This window comes from Rhodocytophaga aerolata (assembly GCF_030503435.1).
GTDB lineage: Bacteria > Bacteroidota > Bacteroidia > Cytophagales > 172606-1 > Rhodocytophaga > Rhodocytophaga aerolata.
The window spans coordinates 119,874-142,592 of sequence record NZ_JAUKPO010000019.1 but is presented as its reverse complement, the minus strand read 5'-3'; the positions used below and the strand labels follow the sequence as shown (position 1 = coordinate 142,592).

The following is a 22,719-nucleotide window of genomic DNA, read 5'->3' as shown; positions in this document are numbered from 1 at the left end:
ATGCACCACCTGCTTTCTACCCTCAGAGATCTGGAAGTGGCAGAAGCCCTGATTGCGCAGGTAGAGGAAATTGCCGAAAGTACACGCAGCCATGTGCTGGGCAGGCAAATCCATTAATAAACATTTTCAATCAATACATCCTAACTCTACAATCATGAAACAAAACATTTTTCGATTTTCCCTACCAGGTATTTTTTTAACGTTAGCTATAAGCTTACTGATCAGTTGTTCACAAACAAACGAAGTAGTAGCACCAGACATAGCTCTTGAAGAAAAGGCTGTTTTAGTACCAGAACCTGTTTTGGCAGAAGCTCCTGCAAGTGGGGAAGTGGTGGAGAAAACAGATTCCCTGGTGTTTCCAACGCAGCCATTAGCAGCTGCCCGCACATCCGGTACGCATGCCATCGACTACGTAGACTTTGACGATGAACTGGGACTCAGCCTCATTCCTGATTACGCAGCTAATATGTTTGCTTCTGCTCCTTTTTATATTCAGCAGGTAGGCAATGCCTGGGTGCATGTAAAGGAGAACAATAATGGCAGCTATAGTGCATCATTCAAATCCAATTATGGGCACTATCATTTAGATTACCAGAATTTTATACCTTGTACCAGGCCAGACGGCACGTTTGGAAGACCTACCTATGTAGGTAATGGATGCCGGAGTATTGACCCACTTAAACAGCCACGTACACTCAGCACACATTATGGGAACCAGTGGATTAAGATATATGCCTATGATTACACGAATTCCAGCAGGGTTTTTGACTTGCAGGGCATCAAGGTAATCCACGGCCCAATCCGGCTTCGGTACAGAAAGCAAAACGGCACCTGGTATGAGTGGGCAAGCCTTGGCGAGGGCTCCTGGAATCTTTCCTCCTATTCCACAGGTATTACGGAAGTATTAATTTCAAGTACAAATAATAGTTCCATAAGTTTTGATAAGGTACTTATAAAAATGCCGAACTATTGATGTTATACATGGCCACTCATCGGTTAGTGCTTACAGATAACTCGTATGCAATGGCCGATGAGGGGTATGGTTGAATTTAAGTAAAAAGATGAATTTCTTTACTCACCCACCAGATTATAGAAGGGTGATGTTTTGAATAGCTTATTTGTTATCTTCACCTGGGTAGCGGACCTTGCCTTGTTACTAATCCAGTGGTAGTACAATACTACTTGCGAATTTTTCCTACCTTGGGGTTTTACGGCCGGGAAGCGATGCAAAAGAAGATAGCCATTATCGAAATACAGCAGGAAACCAACTCTTTTTCTCCTGTCTTAACTACACTGGAAGATTTCAAAGCGGCTGCTTTGGGCTATGGAGAAGACGTGCTGGCGATCAGTGACATACACTCGACCAAGCAGATAGCCGGTTTTCTGAAAGCGGTGCGTACCTATGGCAAAGGGCAGATTGGCGTAGTTCCGGTCATTACTGCCTGGTCTACGTCTGGGGGGCCTGTGGCCATGCAAGTGTACCAGGGATTTAAAGCGCATGTCCTGACAACTCTTCAGCAGAATCCTGCGCTGGATGGCATATTTCTTTCCATGCATGGGGCAATGGGCGTAGAAGGCATGCGCGATCCGGAAAGTGATATGCTGCAAGCCATCCGGCAAGTTTGTGGAGAACAGATACCCATTGGAGTGGCCTTCGATCTGCATGCCAATGTAACGGCAGAAACCGTCAGGCAGGCAACCTTTATTACAGCGTATCGCACCAATCCCCACCGCGACCATTTTCAGACAGGATTTCGTACCGGAAAAATTCTGATAGAAACCATACAGGGAAAAGTAAAACCAGTGATGGCTTTTAGAAAGTTGCGCCTGCTCAAAGGCGGAGGATTTACTATTGATTTTCTTTCTCCCATGCGGAAAATATTCCAGTGGATGAAAATGATGGAAAAGAAACCTGATGTCTTAAGCATTTCCACCTTTATGGTCCACATCTGGCTGGACGATCCGGAACTGGGATGGAGCACCGTAGTGGTGACAGATGGAAAAAGAAAGCTGGCCGAAGAGTTGGCTGAAACGCTGGCAGATATGAACTGGCAGGTTCGCCATATTACTCATCCCCAGCCGGTAAGCCCGGCCATGGCTATAGAAAAAGTAAAAAAAAGCTGGTTTGCCCGCTTATGGGGAACCACTATTCTATGTGATGTATCGGATATTGTTTCAGCCGGAGCCCCCGGAGAAAATACATGGCTGCTGCAAACAATTGTCCAGCTGGCTCCCCACTTAAGAGCCTATATCCCGCTTAGAGATGCCCAGATGGTGGAAGTAGCTTTTGATAGCAAGCTTCATGAGGAAATAGAAGTAAGGGTAGGAGCAAAGCTGGACCAGGTCTATAATCAGCCGTATACCTTTAAAGGAGAAGTTATTTTCAAGCAGCACAGGCAAGACACTGGTAAAACAGCCGTTCTTAAAAACAGAGGTACACACCTGATTCTGACAGAACGCCCGGTGGCTGCTTTCTTTCCCAAATTCTTTACAGAACTGGGCTTAAACGTATGGAAGGCAGACATAGTAGTAGTAAAAAACCTGTTTCCATTCCGGTATTTTTTTCTGCTCTACAACCGGAAAACAATCAATGTCGTTTCGGCAGGCACAACCAATCTGGATGTATTTCAGCTTACCTACAGGCAAATCTCCAGGCCCATTTATCCGCTAGATAAAATTGAAAGCTGGAAATAAAGCCACAATAGTTCCTCCCCTTAGCTAAAAGGGGAGGAATAAACCTTATTTTCCTATTTCTACCAATAATTTTTTCTACCAATAAAAAATATCGCCAGATCTTTCCTTTGTCCGCGTATCTAATACAGAAAAGCAGGTAAAGATTTTGGCTTCGTATGCTTCTCATGCTGTTTGTCAGGCATGAAAGGAGCGTGTGTGATTTCTCTCCATGCCATTACATTTTTACAGCCTTTTTAGCTACCCTTTGTTTGATCAGTTCCAGAAGCGGAGGCATCAGGGATAAGATAATAATTCCAAATACGACAAATGTAAAATTCTTTTTGATCAGCGGAAGGTTACCAAAGAAAAAGCCCATCAATATAAAAGCCACTACCCACACAAAACCGCCAATGAGATTGTAGGAAATAAACCGCCTGTAATTCATCGTGCCTATGCCAGCTATAAAAGGCGCAAATGTGCGGATAATGGGAATGAACCTGGCAAAAATAATGGTCTTGCCTCCATGCTTCTCATAAAATTTTTGCGTTTTTACCAGGTGGTCTTTTTTTAGCAAAAAGTAATCTTTCTCAAAAACCCTTGGGCCGATTGCATTTCCAATGATATAGTTAAGTGTATCACCCAAAAAAGCGGCTATAAACAATAAAGCCATTAAAATTACTACATTCAGGTTATTTGCCGGATTGGCAGCCAAGGCTCCGGCAGCAAACAGCAAAGAGTCGCCAGGTAAAAATGGCATAATTACTACACCTGTCTCTATGAAGATAACCAGGAACAGGATACAGTAAGTTAACATGCCATATTGGGAGATGATTAGGCTTAAATGCTTGTCTAAATGAAGAAAAAGATCAATAATTTGTGAAACAAGTTCCATGTGAAAGTTCTGGTAAGAATATAATTGTGAAAAATTTACGTTGCTAAAAGCAGTAGATTGCCTTATTCAGCCGGAAAACCAGGCGTCAGACGGCCTCAAAGGATAAGTATTTCTACGACGTGTCATGGTTTATATGTGCTTGATAAGGGGTGGTTTGAGGAGTTAGGAAGTAAATCTGCCTTCCCGCACTCTTTTTTTATAGGCGGCATACACCAGTAAGGCGGCTGCCGAAAAAACGGCTAGCAGCAATAGCTTGGCTGCATTGATATAAAACAGCTTCCGTTCCAGGGCTTGTATCAGTACTGGGTCTGTTGCCTGGGCGAGCTGGTTGTTCAGCTCTTTATTGAGTAGTTGAGCAATGATTGAACTGTTATCCAGCAGCCAGCCATTTCCATTGGCTAAGCTAGCAAAAGCAGCTCCCCAATCGCCATTTGCCGGACCAATGAGCGAGCCTATAAAAACAAAGAGCAGCAGCACTGGGGTTATCCATTTGATCACAAGCCGGTAGAAGCCGGGAATATGAATGTCTGCGCCATCGGTTATTTCTTTCCAGCCTTTATCCATTCCAAAAACCCAGGCAAACAAAATGGTTTCTAGCAACGCAAACACTACCAGAGAGACTTCGCCTGCCCAGTAGTCATACTGATCAAATACCCCTTCATTGAAGAAAAATACAGTGGGCAAACCAAGAATCAGCACAATCAATCCGAAAGAGATGGCCGATTTTTCACGTTTCCATTTAAATTCATCCTGCATAAAACCCATCCAGGGCGTGCCCATGGCCAGCGAAGAGGTAATGCCGGCAAAGAATAAAAGGCCAAAAAAAGCTACGCCAGCAAAGGAGCCGATAACCGTTCCCCATTGCCCGAATAAGAAAGGCATTGTGCGGAATCCCAAACCCAAGCCCCCAGAGGTAGTTAGTTCCACCACTTTATCTATACCCAGATAGCCTACCGAAATAGGAATCAGAATGGCGCTTCCCAGCACCACTTCCACAAACTCATTCATCCATCCGGCAGACATGGCATTGAGCGCAATATCTTGTTTGCTATTCACATACGAGGCATAACATTGAATAGTGCCCATCCCAACTGACAGCGTAAAGAAGATTTGCCCGGCAGCCGCCAGCCATACTTTGGGATTTGCCAACGAATCAAACTGAGGTGTCCATAGAAAATTCAAGCCTACAGCGCCGCCATAAAGTGCACCATCTTTACCGGCTTGCAGGGTAATGCCTTTATAAGCCAGAAAAGCGCCAAAGAAAATGAGTAGGGGCATTCCGATTTTGGATGCTATTTCCACCCCACCACTTAGCCCTTTGCTTAAGATCCAGGTGTTCAGCACGACACAAAGCAGGAAGAAAAAGATGGGTTCAAACGGAATACCAGTAGTAGACGTATTCAGGTCTACATATTTCTCAAAGAAAGAAGCTACTTCCACCTGGTTTAACTCTTGAAAGGTACCCACCAGGAAGTGATAAACATAGGCCATCGTCCAGCTTTCCAGGTAGCAATAGTAGGCAGCCACCGCAATGTTGGTGAATATGCCGAACACGCCAATATATTTCCAGAACTTGCGCCTATCCATAGAATCCAGAATGAAGGGGGTGGAATGGTGGCCATTTTTTCCTCCAAAACGTCCCATCGACCATTCTATCCAGAGCAAAGGGATGCCCATCAGCAGAAAACAAACCAGGTAAGGAATAATAAAGGCGCCCCCGCCATTCTGCATGGCCTTTACCGGAAACCGGAGAAAGTTTCCTAGTCCCACGGCATTGCCTGCCATCGCCAGAATCAGACCCACCCTGGAGCCCCAGGATTCTTTGTGTATTGTTTTTGCCTGTGTTTTACTTGTTTGGGCACTCATAAGAGAAAGGTATAGATAATTAAAATGTAGAAAGGATAATGTTTTTAGACACATTCGGTATCTTTCATCGGCTAGCCTGCAGGACCGCCGGATAAACAAAACCTGTTAAGAGAATAGGCTACAGAGGAGTGTACTTGCTAAAGTTGCCAGAACCAGACTGCTACTTTCCAGTTGATTTCTTCTGTAGTTTCCTTAGTTGGTAACAGACTCAACTTGAATGTACGTGTAGTAAATAAGCCAAAGGGCAATAGCTGCAACTTTCCTCACCTTTACCCAAGGGTAGGCTGGACGAATCTATTGACAGTACACTATACGAAAGGCATTTAGTTAGATTACCCCAGGAATACTGATACCCTAGGGAGCATGGATGAGAATTACACTCAGGAACAGAATGTGCAGATACGAATTGGCAACAGAGAAGGGCCTTGCCTTACATTGCGGGCAGCACTTAGCAGCGAAAACAGCAAATAGAAAACAAGCCAGTACTTCTATCCATCCAAATTGATAAGAGGGGATAGGCGAGAGCAGCGCAGCGGGTAGCAAAAGTTTGTCAGGGCTATAGAGCGATTCTTTCTCTTCAGTGGAATCATCTGCCATAGATTGAGCAGCTGAATACGCTGTGAGAGAGGGAACATCAGGCAGGTGTACAGCCGGGCTATTTTTGCAGCACATTCCTGCTAATTGCACAAGAATCAGACAGAAGAAAAGAGTACGGAATATTGTTGCTGCAACCGCCATAGATGATACTATCAAAAATACATAAATTTATTGTAGGTTACCAGGCAGGTAACCATTACCTGCTCTTTTTTAGGCTATACCCATGTAATATTTGTATAGCCATTCATCAGGTTGTGCTCAGGGTGAAGGCTGATCGGATAGGTAAAAGCCGTTCTGTGACTTAAATAGCCGGCTACAATGCTTGTAGAAGCAGGGAGAATCCATGCACTTAACTACGTTGTAAAATAAGGTTCAATCTCATTTATAAAGTTTTAAAAGGAAGGAATAAAGTTCAAATCAACGTTTTGACATGATCCTGTTAACCCTTTCTTAAATGATCGTAAAAAAGACTGTATTCCCGTTTAACTAGCAGGGTGTGTAGAGTTCTATAGGAAGAAGCATTGACACTCAGCCCATACTTTGGTAGTAACCTTCGCCTCCCGGCTCGGTTGTAGCTCTCGCCTTGAGAATTCCAGCCCCCTTTTTGTTACTGACAAAACGCTGGCCTGGCTCAACGTATGCACTTTGCCTTGTGACCATGACCTATCAAAGATGCATCATACTTCATTGAAAATGATTTATGTGGTAAATATAAAGTTAGAAAATAGACTTGAAACTATCTGTTTTAGGGTAAGCTTTAGGAAATCTTTAACTAAGGTTACATACCTTCAATGTGGCTAGGGAGCTTAACCAGAAAGGGGATAATATATCCTTTCTGGTTGATTAATAAAGAGCCTTAAAACGTATGCTTGGTTATTCTGAAAGTTATCTTGGCAATCTGATTCCTATACCCACTCCGGCAAACACATCTGCCGCCTGGTAAGACAACGATTTACTAGCAAAGATATCTAATTGTAAATGCGGAAAGGCCACATATAATAATCCTACATCTGTTGCATACTGCACTTGCTCTCCGGCAGGCTTATAGCAAAATACCTCTACAAAGATTGATAATTTTTTGGTAAGGCTAATTGCCTGAGATAATGAATAATTTATATTTATCTTTCCTGTTGCTTGATCTAACATACCTCCTGCACTGCCGTCCAATACAAATCTATCAGATATAGCATGAGAGAATGCACCGACTAAACCTGGGGCAAATTTATATGGTAAAGCTAAATTTTTACGACTATGGTAAGGAGTGGCTAATTTAGCTAATAAGGCAAAATTTGGTCTCCACCCTTTCTGCTCAAACAACAATATTTTGGTTGCAAGCAAAGTAGGGTGCCATCCTGTTTTTATACTTTCTTTATCTAGCAAAGGCTGTGAATTGATCTTATCTACACTATAATTTTGTTCTAGCCTTACTTCCAGTCGTTTGAAAATTCCATACCGTAAAAGCATATTTGGATAGGTAAAAGAACGGTACGTGTACTTTACTCCGTCTTCTCTATACTTATCCCATACATGCTGGATACCTATTTCAACTTGAAAAGAACCTGCCGGAACCACATAAGGAGAATCTGTTTGATCAGGTCTATCAATGGTAAGCGCAGGTAAGTGATGCAGTTTTTTTGTGGTATCTGATACTGCTATTACTTCCAGCCCAGCCTGTACATAAATGCCATGGCATATAAGTATTATAAGAAGAACTGCCCTTGCCATACCTTAATTAGAATGTAAGTCATTAGAACATAACTCCTACTTGTATGCCATACATCCTGTTCTTACCGTTATAGCCAAGAGGTACCATCTCCTGATCTTTAAATACATTTTTTGTGCCCCAGTTTCCAACCAGACGTACCTGGAAAGTGGTAGCTCCTGCAAAAATATCTGCACCTATGGTACTAATAAGTCCTATTTCATTTTTGTGTACTCGATCAGTTTCATCAGTAATTTCATGAAAACCGTCTTCTACACTATGGAAAATGCGGGTAGCTTTAAACATATGTTGAGAGATAATACCAAACGTACCTACCAGCCGTACGTCACCACCTTTAATGGGTGTAGGTGTTCTTAAGACAAGTTGTATAGGAATATCCCAGTAGTTGAACCGGAGTCGTTCGCGGTAAGTAGAATCTTTGCCCCCCAAAGGAATTTCTTCTTTATTCCTATTGATGATGCCTGTTCCGCGTTGCTGGTATGTCAAACCTGCACTAATACCTAAAAACTTAGTGAAATAATATTCAGCTTTTACAGAATAGCCTAAACTTGGTTTATAAAAATATTCAGGCAAATTTTGTCCTTCAATACTTGACCAGTAGTTATTAAAACCTATACCTACGTAGAATTTTTTGTACTGTGATTTTGCTTTGGTTAAGCTATCCAGTTGGGCATAACTGCTTGTGGCAACTAGTAATAAACTGCCAACTAATAAGTAAAATATATTTTTTTTCATAAAGGATGACGAGGAAAATGCGTTAATCCCCCATGTTTAGTTTAGATGGGGGATGATTAGTTTACAAAGCGATGGAAGGATGTACTTCATCTGTTGATACCTTTTTCTTCTTAAGCTTGTGTGCTACATTTTTGTAAAATGCTTTGTAAATCACAGGAAGAATCAAAAGAGTAAGAATGGTAGCAGAAATAAGCCCGCCGATTACTACTATTGCCAAAGGCCGTTGACTTTCAGAACCAATTCCTGTAGAAAGAGCTGCTGGAAGTAACCCAAGCCCCGCCATTAATGCGGTCATAACTACCGGCCGCACACGGGTAAGAGCGCCTTCTTTGATAGCGGGCAATAATTCCATTCCATCCTGCACGTTCTTATTAAATACCGAGACGAGAATTACCCCATTTTGTACGCAAACGCCAAACAGAGCGATAAACCCAACACCAGCTGAAATACTAAAATTCATTCCTGTGAGGTATAACCCTAAAATTCCGCCGATTAAGGCAAAAGGTACGTTCATCAGTACAATACCTGCATCTTTGGCAGAATTGAACATAATGAATAGCCACACAAATATGAGAGCAATCGAAATAGGCACTACAACCTTTAATTGATTAGTAGCCCTTACTTGATTTTCAAATTCACCGTGCCAGGTAATATCATATCCTTTGTCTAATTTCACCGCCTGACTTACTTTGTCCTGTGCTTCTTTAATGGTACTTCCTAAATCGCGTTCACGAACAGAGAATTTAATAGGAACAAATCGTTGGTTACCCTCGCGGTAAACAAAAGCAGGACCAGTAGTGAGTTTAATGTCAGCTAGCTCGCGTAATGGAATTTTAGTGCCATTTGTTGTTGGAATCAACAGTTTACCAATTTCCTGTTCAGAACTACGGAATTCGGGAGAAAAGCGTACACGAATATCAAATCTTCTTTCACCTTCATATAACGTAGAGGCTGCTTTACCTCCTACTGCCATTTCTATGATATCTTCTGCTTCAGATACATGAGCTCCATAACGTGCCATCTTAATATGATCTAATTCGATACGAAGTTCAGGTTGCCCAAGGCTTTTAAAAATACCTAAGTCTTTTACCCCTTCAATCTTACTCATGATAGTCCGTATGGAATCTGCTTTACGTTCTAGCACTGTAAAATCCTCTCCGGACACTTTAATGGCCATTTCTCCTTTTACACCCGAAACGGCTTCTTGTACGTTATCTGAAATAGGCTGGGAAAAACCAAAAATAACCCCCGGAAACTTCTTTTCCAGTTTGGTCTGCATATCTTTTATGATCTCATCTTTCGTAACATCTCTTTCCCAGTCATCCTTAGAATACAGATCTACAAAAAACTCGACATTAAAGAAACCTGTTGGATCAGTACCATCATTTGGGCGGCCATTTTGTGAGATTACACCCCGCACTTCAGGATACGGACGGAATATCTGCCGCATTTCTTCTGATAACTCATTTGCTTTGGAGAAGGAAATACTTTGTGGCATACTAGCTCGTACGTAGATAGAACCTTCATTCATCTGGGGTAAAAATTCTGTACCTATGCCAGCGGCGATTACCAGACTAATGGCTAATAAGCCAACAGATAGACCCACACTTAATTTAGGTTTTCTCATAGCCCAATCTAAAGACGGACGGTAGATGTTCTCCAAAAATTTTACTAGTGGATTGTCTTTTTCCCGTACGTTTTTGTTTAGTAACATTTTACATAACAATGGTACCAAAGTAAGGGTAAAAATCAACGCACCTAACAGAGCAAACCCCATAGTATAGGCCAATGGTGAGAACATTTTACCTTCTACTTTCTGGAAAGCGAATATTGGAATTAAGGCAGTAATGATAATCAGCTTAGAAAAGAAGATAGGTTTACCCATTTCTATGGAAACTCTTTTTACCATTCCCATTTTCGAAATTAGGTTGAATCGCTCTTTGCCTAAATGGTGTTGTTTATGTGCCAGGTACACAAAGATTCCCTCTACCATAACTACGGCACCGTCTACAATTATACCAAAGTCAATAGCACCAATGGAGAGCAGATTAGCCGACATACCCTTTAACTCCATACATATAAAGGCAAAAAGTAGAGCCAGCGGAATTATAATTGCCACAATAAAGGTAGTACGCCAATCTGCCAGGAATATAGATAATATAAAAGTTACCAGTAAAACGCCCATGATCAAGTTTTCCATCACCGTATGTGTGGTATGGTTCACTAGGGTTGTTCTATCATAAAATGTACTTATTTTAACGCCTTCAGGCAGTACTCTTTCGTTTAAATCTGTTATTCTAGCATTCAGATCTTTCAGAACCTGGCTTGGATTTTCGCCTCTTCTTAATAGCACTATACCTTCTACCACATCACTTTGTGCATCTCTACCTACCTTACCCATCCTAGGACGGAAAGACATCTGTACGTCTGCTACATCTTTGATAAAAATGGGCGTTCCATTGATATTTTGAACAATAATATTTTTAATGTCCTGCACATCTTTTACCATACCAATACCCCGTACTAAATATGCCTGGGCACTTTTTTCTACCACATCTCCCCCAACATTGGCATTATTTTCATTCAAGGTTTTGAACACATCTTCGGGGGTAAAATTGAAGGCAGCCAGTTTACTGGGATCCAGGGTCACTTCAAAAGTCTTAACCTCTCCACCAAAGCTGATAACATCCGCTACACCTGGAACAGCTTTAATACGTTTGTCAATCACCCAATCCTGGATTTCTTTCAGTTCACGTACTGTTTTACCCTTTCCATCCAAGGTATAGCGGAATATTTCACCAGTAGGGCCTGTGGGAGGCTGCACTTCCGCTTCTGCTCCATCGGGTAATACTACACTTCGTAGTTGATTGGAAACCATTTGACGGGCATAGAAATCTTCTACATCATCATCAAAGATCATCGTTACTACAGATAATCCATACAGAGAAATAGAACGCAGGCTTGTTTTTTTAGGAACTACGTTCATCTCTGTTTCAATGGGAATAGTAACAAACTTTTCCAATTCTTCGGCGCTTCTGCCTGGCCACTGGGTAATTACTACCACACGTGTATTAATTACATCTGGAAAAGCTTCAATAGGCGTATTTAAAAAGGCACGCACACCCAAGCCCACTACGATAAGTGTAGTAACTATAATAAATGCTTTATTTTTGAGGGAAAAAGATATAATCTTTCCTATAAATTTATTCATGAATTCAAATAATAATAGTGAATAATGAAACGTGAGCATATTGGTGGCCAGCTGATGGCTTATTCACCAAGAGTCACTAAAGCTGATTGTTATAAGCTGTTGTAAGAAATAAAGCTCCTTCGCTTACGATCCGATCACCCGGCTTTAAACCTTCATGGACGATGGTGTAATTTTGAATGGTCTTACCAGGCTTGATTTTAACTTTTGAGAAAGTATTTTCTTTGGTTTCTTTCATTACCCAAAAAGCATTATTCTCAATAACTAGAGCCGATGTAGGCACAGCCAATACCTGGTTACCTCTTTTAGGAGAAATAATAACCGTAGCAAACATCTCAGGTTTAAGTAAGCCTTCTTTGTTGTCTAGCTCTGTTCTTACTTTAATTACCCGGGAGGCAGGATCAAGCATAGTACCTATTTTCTTGATTGTGCCGGTAAACATTTTATCAGGATAGGCGATGGTTTTTACTTTTACTTCGTCTCCTTCATGGATTTTAGAAAGATCACTTTCATACACATTGGCCCATACCCAAACTGTTTTCAAATCAGAAATAGTAAACATGGTGGACGCATTATCGGTACGAATCTGCATGCCCTGGTTAATATTCCGTTCTACTATATAGCCACTATTAGGAGCAAACACTTTGTATAAAGCATCCAGGTTTTGTGAGGAACCACCGTATAATTCAAGAATCTGCTTCCTTTTCCTATACTCAGATTGTGCATTATTAAAATCATTCTGCGCTTGTGTAAGATCTCTTTCAGAAATTACATTGGTTGCAAATAATTCTTTGGCACGTTTCAGGTTTTTCTCAGCTACTTCAAAATTTGATTTGGCAATATTGTAATCGCCCTGATACGTACTGATATCTGTACTGATAATGGTAGCAAGTAACTGTCCTTTTTGCACATAATCTCCTAGAGAAACATTTACATTCTCTACACTACCACTGACTATAGGAAACACTCTTACTACATTGTCTTCATCAAAGCTTACTTCGCCCACAACCGTAAACTCATCACTGTCCGGAATCATGGCTACTGTATCAACTGTCGTATATCCTAGACTTTCTTCAGAAAGAGCTATATCATTTCCTTTGGTGCTCTCCACTTTCTGATCTGTTGATTCTTGCTTATTACAAGCTACCATCATTAAAGCTAATACTGGAACTAAAAATATCTTTTTCATGGCTTTTAATCTTTTATCGTTAAAATATCTCTCTACCTACACTAAAATTCAATTGGTTAACTGATTGGTTATATTGATTCATTAATTGAATTTGCTGAATTTTGGTTTGTACATAAATCCGTTGCTGATCAATGAATTCTAAAATGCTAATGTTTCTTCTATTATAATTGGTGTTTGCATTGACATTCAGTTCTTCTAATTGCTGAATAAATTGCGTGGAGTAGTTTTCTATTCCCCGCTGTGTATTGATCAGTTGATAGTAAGCAGTGGTAGTTTCGTTGGTTACCTTGTTCTCTATCAATAGATTGTTAGACTTTGCTTGTTTGATCTTGACTTTTGATTCTTGAATACGTCCCTGATTCCGGTCAAATATTGGAATAGGAGCTTCTATGTTAAATCCTTCATAGGGACGAACATAGTTACTACCTCTATCAAATGGCTGATAGGCAAACTTAATGTCAGGCACGCTGATAGATTTTTGTAGTTTTAAGTTTCTTGACTCATAAGCAATGCTGCGGTTACTTAGCTTATAATCCGGACGGCTCTCTAAAGCTAGGGCAATAAGATCCTGCAAGGGTTGTAAAGATTCAACTACTTTAACAGCTTCTGTTGTTTGAATGAATGTCGTAGAAGGCAGATTGAGTAAGATGCGCAACTCACTCATAGCTTGCTCCATTTCATTCCGGTTTTGCAAAGCCTGTGTTTGGATAGAAATTAATTCTGACCGTAACCGGACTACTTCATTTCCTGCCAATGCACCAGTCCTTTGCTGTTGCTCAGAAGCTGTAATAAGCTGATTTACATTGTTTAATACCGTACCATATAAGGTATCTTGTTCTTGCAAGGCATTCAAGGAAGCGTAGCTATTTCCAAGTTCTAATAGCAAACTGCGCATTACATCTTCTAGGGCAAGCTTGCTCATTTCTACATTGAGCTTGGATAGTTTTACACTATTGGTATGCTTGCCTGCAATAGAAAATACTTGCTCTATTTGAATTAGTGCCTGTCGGGTAAAGTTGAAATAGTCATTTTTTTCTACACTATAGGCTGCTTGATTCCATATCAGATAAGGATTATTCCATAGTTTAGCTTGTACAGCCTGTGCTTCTGACATATTAATGTCATATCGGGCAGCAAGGAGTTGTAAATTCTCCTTAATCATTCTGGCTTTTGCTTCCTCATAGGAAATAGTGACTATCTCAGGAATGGTTGTGGTATCCTGTTGGGCTTGTAGAATTGTGGGCTTAATTAACACTGTACTCCACCATACCAGGAGTAAAAAGTATACTTTCGATGACATAAGATTGTTAAAATATTTCAATAGAATATTGGCTCAGCAACAGCATTTTCCTTAACAGGCTACTTCCATACATAGCTATAGTAAAACACACCTATGCTTGGTATACATTTTTAGAAAAATGCATAACCCGAAATTGAGTAAATGAATGTTGTGAAAACTAAAGGGGATCTGTAGATATACTGAAGCTAATCAGTTACCGGTTTCTACAGCCAGAGAAGGTTACACTTGCAGAGATTGCTCCTATAAGGCGTGGATGTATATACCTAGATGCTTGCATGCAAAAATACCTTTGCATATCCATATACGCTTATAAAATCAATTAAGAAAGTGCCGGAAAGCAAAACTCAAATAACGAGTTTCCTGCAAAAAATAAAGATGGGGATTAAAATAGAATAAGATTTGCAGTAGTTACGGACCGTAACGAATCGCTGGCTCTTACTTTTGAAAACAAAATATAGAACACTTAGCGAAAGTAAATGGAAAAGAATTCTTGTTCTTTCACTTGCATGCGAAACTACTGTTTCAGGCTTGATTGCCTTAACTGGGTGTATAGGAGTTGAAAAATTTAAAGCTAAATCTTCGAAGGCAAAACCTGAATTATTAACTTCTTGATGTATGGGTGTATAAGTCTCCTCTTCAACATATTCGGAAGCAACTGTTGAGTTACTGTATATCAAAGTATATACAGTTAAGATAACAGCAGCGACTAGTAATAAATATGTTTTAATTTGCTTATACATAGGTATAATACAAAGGTAAATCTAAAATTAGATACAAACCAAAACTAGTAAACTAAATATTTTTTTTAGCTCGAAAATAGTACTTTTACTACATATAGTAGAAATTAATGTAGTATTCATTGAGATTTATAATATTTAAACAATATAAGGGTAAATTAGTTCATATCCGTTACCTTACTGCCTATACTTAAGCATAATACTATTCTTTATTAGCTATCAGTTTAAGAGTTTGCAGAATCTTGTTACAAATAATACTATGTTTATGCACTATAAGCCCAGTAACTTACAATCACGCCTTCTTGAAACAAAGGCAATCCTATACAAAGAAATGCAGGCTTATAGCAGAGTATGACACAGAAGTTTCTTGCAAGGCGGCCCGCTGAACAAGAAGGCTATGTAAGGTATACTCTAAGAAAATTCCACCCTGTCCGGGCCATCTTCTATCAGGATCTCAGCAATTCTATCCAGTTCCTTGTTGCAATCTTCGGCTGTAATGGTGCCTACTTCCAGTAAGGCATTAATATTCTGCGGGGAAGCATCATCTATTTCCTGATTGGCATCCTTGAACCGTTCCGGTTGAATACGGATATACTGGTCACTCCGCTGTACGGCATCAAACATCTTCCGTAGATGATAATCCGTAATTTCGGAAGCCCCAGACATCATAATGTCAATGATCGGTTTTATCCAGCCGACGGCTCCCCAGTTTTTGGCTTTATGATACTTAAACGGTTCATTTACATCGCCAGTGCCTAGGGAAACTATGAACATATCTTTCGCTATAGGATTTTGTGCAGAGTTTCTGATCTCAGAGTAAGCACTTAAGGCGGGATTATTCACAAAGACGCCTCCATCAATTAATGCATAAGAAACATTACTCAATGATTTGACAAGGGCTACTTCAAAATAGGTTGGCGCTGCTGATGTGGCCCGGCAAACATCTTTTACAAAAAAGTCGGCACCCTCTCCCTGTGTTGCAAAGTCATGCTGGGCGAAAAAATGGGCTTTTCTCCGGTCAATATCATAGGCTGTAACAATACAAGGCTTTAGCAGCTGGCTCAACCGGACATCCTGGAAGTATTGAGCCAGCAGCGTTTCTAAGGCCGAGGCATCGTACTTCTCATCTAATGTTCCGTTTACCGATTGTATACTTTTCCACAAAGCAATATCGAAAATCTTTTGCCCATACTTCACATATAACTCAACGGCTTGTTCGGCTGAAAACTTAGCTCTCCGGGGATCATTTTCTGCAGGACATAGGTAGATACACGCCAGAATTCCGCCAGTACTGGTTCCGGCAAAGAAGTCAAAATAGTCGGCCAGGCGTGCTTCCTGATTTCCTGATAGTTTCTTTAGTTTTTTTTCTAAAGCGATTAATACTTGTCCGGGAATAATACCTCGTATTCCTCCGCCATCGATTGCTAAAACCTTTTTCATAGAAGTTGGTGGAAAGGCTTCTCCTTACATGTGGTGCTTAAATTTTTTACACCCACTGTTGAACAAGAAGCATAGATGATGATATTTTATAGGGGTTTACTACAGAAAATACCTGTGAATGAGTGGGCTGATATAAATACCTACTTGCCGCGTTACAAACTGCATGAGTGCGTATGGAAAAACGATCGTTCGGCTGCTGCCATATGCCTGCATAGATGGATGGAAATGGTTAGCTTTTCACCCAACTTAGCTTGTTTTACACTACCGGAGCCGCTATTGGGTCCAGGCCTGCCTTGCGGGTAAATTCACTTTCGAACGTACCCTTGAAATTAAAAAACCGGTAGGCAGCAAGCCATTCATTGAATTTGGGATATAGCTTGTGAAGCAGCTCTACAGTAAAAGGAAATCCGAAATTTAGGCCCCAGTGCGGTCTGCCCCCTTTCAGGTACATCATCGTTTGCAGGTGGGTAAATATTTCCAGTTCCTTTTTATCATCCTCTGCTGCCTTGCTATTTACCCGCAGAATTTCAACATAACACCATTCGGCCACCTGTTTCCCCTGGTAGGTATGGTAATTGGGTGCAAGATAGGCCTTGGAGGGCCGTACAAAGCGTAGGGCAATCGGTGCATTTAAATAATAGCCTCTGCCCATGCTGCTCACTTTTTCTATACAAGCCAGCAGCAAGTCTATGGCTTCCGGGGCTTCTTCGGCAGGAAAGGCAATTTCTATCCCTGTGCCTATGCTTTTGGTTTTGCCACTGCCGGCATTCCATATTTTATAGGCTATATCGGTGTAGCCTCTTCCTTTCCTGGTATTGTCATTCTGCGAGCGCAAGGCCGATTCGATAATACGTTTTTTGGGCATCAGGCCCGAGTTGGTAATATGCCTGATCAGATTTACACTCAGCGGCCAATTCGTAAAAACAGATGGCCAGATTTTTCTTCTGGTTTCTTTTTTTCCAGATCCGGGCACATTGCTGGGTTTTATTTCTTTCACCAGAATGGAAGGGTTTTTTTTACGCTTCAGTTTGTAAGGGTTAAGCTGAATGTAGTAAAAGTATTCCTCTTCCGGGTCGGCAGGCAGAACCGGCTTTTGTAATGTTTGCTTCAGGTTAGCCGTCCATCCTGACTGGTAGTAATAGTTGTCGGCATGAAGCAGGGTCATTTCCGCTACCTCAATAATGGCAGAATAAATAATGCCGAAGCACCCCATGCTGACCAGCAACGAATAAAATTTATCATCATCCTGAATCAGCAGTACCTTAACTTTTTCCGGATGGTTGTTATAATAGAGCTGGTGTTTATCCGGATCGGTTATTCCATTTGTAGGTTCTACACGGTAGACTTTTCCCTCGGAAGACACCAGGAGAATAGAGCGGATCATATCATGGTAAGCAGAATATTTGCCCCCAGAGCCATGAGTACCGGTAGAGAAGGCGCCGGCAAACGTTTGTACATCTCCTCCGCCCATATTATACATTCTTTTGCGGCCAAACCTGGCTATATCATTATTATTATCCGGGCAGAGTATATGGTTGATCATGCGGATAGTCAAGCCTCCCAGGGCATCAAAGTGCTGTTTTTTGCTGATGCCATCCTTTAACAGATCCAGGGATGACTGATCCAGGCTATGCACCGTTTCATTATGCTTGCCCAACGAATAAGTAAAGGTTTTGGACAGATCTATGTAACAATGATCGGTTGCCGGGGCTAACGAAAATGAATGGCGGGAACCTAATCCTTTTATTTTCAAGTGGTTTTCCTCAGCATAACGTACCGCGTTGACTACGCCTTTCAAAGAATGGGGAAACAGCATGGAAACGGGCTTGGCAAACTCCCAGGTGCCCGCCGGATTCGTGATGAACTCATTATGTTTGATATCAAATTCCTCACTGCTAAATGCAACAAGGCCCGTTACTTCCGGGGTTTCGTCGCCTTCTTCATCCAGAGGGGCTTCAGCGGGCGTAGTGGCAAGTAATTCAACTAACTCATCCACTGCTTGTTCATCGTTCGCCATGGCACCGATTTTTGATAGGCTGGCTTGTAAGTTTGTGGTAGGGGACATACCTTCTAATTAGTTAAGATGGGAAGTTTATTTATCTGATTGCTTGCCTGCTTTTCGCGCAGACAGGGATTCTCTATTACTTTCGGCCCTGTGTTCTGGTAAAGAATATATCCATAGCATTTATACGCTACCCCAGCACAGGCATATATTCAGTAGATGTTATAACTGGCTACCTGTAATGCCGCTGACAAGTCGCATGCTTTCTCAGATATATTGGCAAAGAATAAATAGGTAAGCACAAAAGTTTAGAAAAGATACGGGATTGTATGGAGTAAGTCAATACCCATTTTTAGGTATACGTAGTATACTATTGGTGTACGTCTCGTAAGATCATCGGGCTGTAGAATTTGGGAGGCATCTGTTTTCAAACGGGTAAGCATGGGCTGGCTATCCTGCTAAAAAAATCCAGGTCCTAGACCTTTCCAGGTTATTCATGATCCTTACGTTTCATAAAGCCAAAAGAATTCTACTCGCCTAAAGCCTGGTAACGGCCATGCCTGGTACTGTCTGTGAGGTGAACTGCGGTAAACTATTTTTTTTCTCTCATACAACCCTTTCCAGATATTTTCCCACTTTAAGGGTGAATGGTACTTAAGTCATTGAGCTATTTACAAGATCCATACGAGCTAGAGCTTTTACACGGCTGTATGCAGCACGACAGAAATGCCCAGCGCGCTTTGTATTACAAATACAAAGATGCTATGTATACGTTGCTCTTGCGCATGCTCAACGATGAAGAGGATGCTGCTGACGCTTTGCAGGAAGCCTTTATAGAAGTATTCCGGAGTCTTAAGAATTATAGGGGAGCCTCTTCCTTAGGGGCCTGGATTAAAACCATAGTTATCCGCAGTGGGCTCTCCAAGCAAAAGAGCTTGCATGCTTTTGAGCCGATAAGTGAATTTATACAGGATAATCAACCTATTACCTGGGATGAAAACCTGACAGGGGAATACCTGGAAAAGGCTATCCGGAAGTTGCCGGCAGGGTATAGAAATGTGTTTTTGTTAGTTGAAGTAGAAGGCTATACACACCGGGAAGTTGGCCAGATTATAGGCATTGCCGAAGGTACTGCCAAATCACAGCTGTTTCAAGCTAAAAAAATGTTGCAACGCCTTCTAAAAGACCTGATGGAATGAAACCTAACAATAAACAAATACTTGATCAAGCTTTAGCCCAATTGCCTCAATACAAGGCACCGGCGGACATATGGAAAAGTATAGAGCAAGAACTGGATAAAGAAAAAGGGCTGCCACACATAGACCGTGCTATTTCCCAGTATAAAGCGGATAGAGTGCAGGCCCATCTACCCTGGGAAAAAATTGAGCATGCCCTTGAAAACCAGGAGAGGCTGAACCGGGCTATTCAATCCTTGCCCGTACACAAACTCCATAAAGATGTATTTGAGAACATTATTGAAAAGACACAAAAGGAAAAACCAGTACGCAGTAGTCCGTACCTGTATTGGATAGCCGGTATGGCAGCATCCCTTTTACTCCTGCTTAGCTTTTTGTGGCAGAATGAAATACCTGCCAGTGCTGAAAAAATACACATAACCTACCGGGAAGAGGCTATTCCTCCTACAGACTGGCAGGCTGTGTACAGCCAGCTTCCGGAAGAGGATGAGCTAATGCAATTTATCAGAGAAAACTGTGCCCGCTTAGCTATGCAGTGTCAGGAACCTGGGTTTAGAGGTTTACTAGAAGAGTATCTGGAGCTTCATGCAGCCAGGCAAGAGCTGGTAAATCAGTTACAAACACACCGGGAACAAACACAACTGGCTACGTATCTGGTACGCATTGAAAAAGAAAAAACAGAAGTAGGGAAGAAATTAATCCAGCATCTGCTGTGATGGGATAGGTCGATAAAATTGAAGAAGCAAACCATGAAATTTTTACTCACATCCGGGCTGCTGCTTTTACTGGTTTTCTTCGCCGGTAGGCTGATAGCTCAAGGAATGGTGCAAGTGATTACCAAAACAGTGGAAAAGAATTTTTCCTGCAAAGAAGGCGAATCTATTCAACTGGAAGGGGAGAAGGCCGGAATTAAGGTGATGGGGTGGGAGGGCAAGGAAGTAAAGGTAAAGCTAAAACTTATTTCAAAAGCCCTTACCAGGCAAGTAGCCCAGCAAGAACTGGACTATCAGCGGTACATTCTGGAAAAAAGAAGAGGAGTGATTCATTTAAAAAATTATTTCGCTTTGCCTAATGGAAAGGCTCAACTGAATGCCATTCTGCTTGCCGAATATGAAGTATGGGTACCCACTGGAGCATCCTTGCAAATAACCAACAGCTATGGGAATGTACATGTAGCCAATACCTCCGGGAATACCAGCATAGACAGCAGGTATGGAAATATTAGCCTGGAAAACATGAACGGCCGGGGCGATTACAAAAGTCACTTTGGAGATTTTACGGCTACAACTATAGCCGGGCAAATCACTTGCTCTTTTACCCATACCAAAACCAGCATCCAAGGTATAACCGGCTCTGCTTCTTTTAAAAATACCTTAGGAGATATCTATATAAGCGGCTTAACCGGTATTTCTTCGTTAACAGTGGATGCTGCCAAATCCGATATACATCTTTCTATGAATCAACTAAACCATTATCAATACCAGCTGGAATCGCAGTTTGGGGAAGTCACCCTGCCGGGGCATATAAAAAGCAGTACAGTTAATCATTCTGCCCAGCTAGCCAGGTGGCAGTATGGGGCAAAGGGTTTGCCCTTAATAAAAGTTCATACATCGTTTGGCAAAATCATTTTGGAAGGAAAATGAAAAAGATACTTATTCTTTTCATCGGTTTACTGACAGGCTTGCCATGGGTAGCAGCCCAGGAGAAAATCACTATTGAACGCAGTGAGGAAGAAATGGATACGGCCAGGTTTGCCCACTTACTGGATTCTTACAACCATGTGATCAGAGCTAACGAAGAAAAAAAACAGTTAATTAAAATTGACCTCATTGGCCCTGTTTTATACCTGTTTTCCTTAGGAGAAAGAAATGATTCAAGCAAAAACCATGTGAACAATATGGTAAGGGTTTCTTTTGAGAGAAAAATAACCCCTGCCTGGTCTTATATTATAGGCACTACCCTTCGGGCAGATAACAGGCGTATCCGGGATATAGGTCTTGCTGGAGGCATGCGGTATTATTATAACCTTAACCGCCGGATTCTGAAAGGCAAGAGTGCCAATAATTTTTCGGCCAATTACCTGAGTACGTTTATCGATGGCCGGACCCGGCCCGGCAGGAATGAACAGGATCTTTCCATTCACCTGGTATATGGCATCCAACGAAGAATTACCAGATGGGGCTATGTAGATGCGGATGTAGGGATAGCAAAAGGTATCATAAATTATCCTGACCGGAAAGCAGGCCTGAATTTTAGAGCAAGCATTCAACTCGGAATAGCCTTTTAAGATAGCTGTGTTTATACCATCTCCTTACGATGATAATTATGAAAAAAATCAACAGAATTCTAGCCCCCAGCCCGTGGTTCAGATTCAGCCTTTGGGTCTTGCTCTGCCTCCATGCAGTGCAGGCTAGAAGTCAGAAAACGACTCATCTGGAGTTGGGCAGTGGCTTTACCTACCACCAGATAAAGGATGATGCGATGTCTCCGGTTCGCTACAAAGGATGGCTGCCCACCTTGTCTTTTGGTGTGTTGAAAGAAAAACAGGGCAAGCGGTTAACCGAATTACGTCTGCCTATCCAATATGCCCTTATTACTTCAGGGGATTTTAAAAAATACCCCACCATGAAAGCCAATATGTTCCGCCTGGATATAGATTATGTGTATCTGCGGAAGACCACTCTGATAAAGGACACGCTGAAGGGTGCATTTTTCCTGGGAGCCTCTTTACATACCTTTCTGGATGTGCGGTATTTACCTCAGCTGGATAACAGTGCTATCGTGTATGATAATTTTACTTCTTTAGCCATCAGTGCGGCGTATAAGGGGAGTTTTCAGCTAAAACGTAAACGGCTTACCCACTACCACCGCGTAAGCCTGCCATTGCTTTCGTATGGCACCCGGCCTGATTACCTGAATGTGTATGATGTCACCAATCCCGAAGATGACCTGTTTAGGTATGCGCAAAGAAATGCCCGGATGTGTAGTTTTGGCTCGTTTGGCCGCATTATGCTGCGTAATTCTTTGCTTTATCCCATTAGAGGAAATAATCAGCTAGGCATCAGTTATGAGTGGCAATATTATACAGCCTCCTTTACAGAGCAAGTAAAAGGGGCTTCGCATGCCCTGATGTTCTCCCTGCTAGTAACTATTTAGATGCC

Annotated in this window: 18 protein-coding genes; 7 read left to right on the top strand and 11 right to left on the bottom strand. The window is 41.6% G+C overall.

Annotated elements, in window-relative coordinates:
* Positions 1–154: 154 nt before the first annotated feature.
* Entirely contained in the window at positions 155–973 is an 819-nt protein-coding gene (locus Q0590_RS24755) for a hypothetical protein (RefSeq protein ID WP_302040312.1), read from the top strand.
* A 251-nt stretch (positions 974–1,224) separates the two neighbouring features.
* Positions 1,225–2,694, top strand: a complete 1,470-nt coding sequence (locus Q0590_RS24750; protein ID WP_302040311.1) for a M81 family metallopeptidase — start codon at positions 1,225–1,227, stop codon at positions 2,692–2,694.
* A 214-nt stretch (positions 2,695–2,908) separates the two neighbouring features.
* Here the strand turns inward: Q0590_RS24750 and Q0590_RS24745 are convergent, their stop codons facing one another.
* The 11 genes from Q0590_RS24745 to Q0590_RS24695 all read right to left on the bottom strand — a co-directional run bounded on the left by Q0590_RS24745 (position 2,909) and on the right by Q0590_RS24695 (position 18,425).
* A complete protein-coding gene (locus tag Q0590_RS24745; RefSeq protein ID WP_302040310.1) occupies positions 2,909–3,565 on the bottom strand; it encodes a DedA family protein in 657 nt (218 codons plus the stop codon).
* Between the two features lie 162 nt (positions 3,566–3,727).
* Positions 3,728–5,431 (bottom strand): sodium-dependent transporter, encoded by a 1,704-nt coding sequence (locus tag Q0590_RS24740; RefSeq protein WP_302040309.1) that lies wholly within the window; start codon positions 5,429–5,431, stop codon positions 3,728–3,730.
* 354 nt (positions 5,432–5,785) lie between these two features.
* Positions 5,786–6,103, bottom strand: coding sequence for a hypothetical protein (locus Q0590_RS24735; RefSeq protein ID WP_302040308.1), 318 nt, complete (start codon positions 6,101–6,103; stop codon positions 5,786–5,788).
* 810 nt (positions 6,104–6,913) lie between these two features.
* The gene (locus tag Q0590_RS24730; protein WP_302040307.1) at positions 6,914–7,753 is read right to left on the bottom strand and encodes a transporter; all 840 of its coding nucleotides are present in this window, start codon (positions 7,751–7,753) and stop codon (positions 6,914–6,916) included.
* Between the two features lie 22 nt (positions 7,754–7,775).
* Positions 7,776–8,486 carry an outer membrane beta-barrel protein gene (locus tag Q0590_RS24725; protein WP_302040306.1) on the bottom strand — a complete coding sequence of 237 codons (711 nt, stop codon included), beginning with the start codon at positions 8,484–8,486 and terminating at the stop codon, positions 7,776–7,778.
* A 61-nt stretch (positions 8,487–8,547) separates the two neighbouring features.
* On the bottom strand, positions 8,548–11,697 hold the full coding sequence (locus Q0590_RS24720; RefSeq protein ID WP_302040305.1) for an efflux RND transporter permease subunit: 3,150 nt from the start codon (positions 11,695–11,697) through the stop codon (positions 8,548–8,550).
* Positions 11,698–11,773: 76 nt separating this feature from the next.
* On the bottom strand, positions 11,774–12,883 hold the full coding sequence (locus Q0590_RS24715) for an efflux RND transporter periplasmic adaptor subunit (protein WP_302040304.1): 1,110 nt from the start codon (positions 12,881–12,883) through the stop codon (positions 11,774–11,776).
* A 19-nt stretch (positions 12,884–12,902) separates the two neighbouring features.
* Complete coding sequence (locus Q0590_RS24710; protein WP_302040303.1) at positions 12,903–14,183, bottom strand: TolC family protein; 1,281 nt, start codon at positions 14,181–14,183, stop codon at positions 12,903–12,905.
* A gap of 344 nt (positions 14,184–14,527) precedes the next feature.
* Entirely contained in the window at positions 14,528–14,923 is a 396-nt protein-coding gene (locus Q0590_RS24705; protein WP_302040302.1) for a hypothetical protein, read from the bottom strand.
* Between the two features lie 408 nt (positions 14,924–15,331).
* Entirely contained in the window at positions 15,332–16,360 is a 1,029-nt protein-coding gene (locus Q0590_RS24700) for a patatin-like phospholipase family protein (protein ID WP_302040301.1), read from the bottom strand.
* A 256-nt stretch (positions 16,361–16,616) separates the two neighbouring features.
* A complete protein-coding gene (locus tag Q0590_RS24695; protein WP_302040300.1) occupies positions 16,617–18,425 on the bottom strand; it encodes a D-arabinono-1,4-lactone oxidase in 1,809 nt (602 codons plus the stop codon).
* Positions 18,426–19,072: 647 nt separating this feature from the next.
* Between Q0590_RS24695 and Q0590_RS24690 the strand changes: the two genes are divergently transcribed.
* From Q0590_RS24690 to Q0590_RS24670, 5 genes are read left to right on the top strand one after another with little or no spacing between them, the layout of a single operon-like run.
* A complete protein-coding gene (locus Q0590_RS24690) occupies positions 19,073–19,561 on the top strand; it encodes an RNA polymerase sigma factor (RefSeq protein WP_302040299.1) in 489 nt (162 codons plus the stop codon).
* Positions 19,558–20,274: a hypothetical protein gene (locus Q0590_RS24685; protein WP_302040298.1), complete on the top strand. Its 717-nt coding sequence runs from the start codon at positions 19,558–19,560 to the stop codon at positions 20,272–20,274. Before Q0590_RS24690 ends, Q0590_RS24685 begins: the two co-directional genes overlap by 4 nt.
* Positions 20,275–20,307: 33 nt before the next feature.
* The gene (locus Q0590_RS24680) at positions 20,308–21,201 is read left to right on the top strand and encodes a DUF4097 family beta strand repeat-containing protein (protein ID WP_302040297.1); all 894 of its coding nucleotides are present in this window, start codon (positions 20,308–20,310) and stop codon (positions 21,199–21,201) included.
* Complete coding sequence (locus tag Q0590_RS24675; RefSeq protein WP_302040296.1) at positions 21,198–21,845, top strand: hypothetical protein; 648 nt, start codon at positions 21,198–21,200, stop codon at positions 21,843–21,845. The genes Q0590_RS24680 and Q0590_RS24675 overlap by 4 nt, the downstream gene beginning before the upstream one ends.
* 38 nt (positions 21,846–21,883) lie before the next feature.
* Positions 21,884–22,714: a hypothetical protein gene (locus Q0590_RS24670; RefSeq protein ID WP_302040295.1), complete on the top strand. Its 831-nt coding sequence runs from the start codon at positions 21,884–21,886 to the stop codon at positions 22,712–22,714.
* Positions 22,715–22,719: the final 5 nt, after the last annotated feature.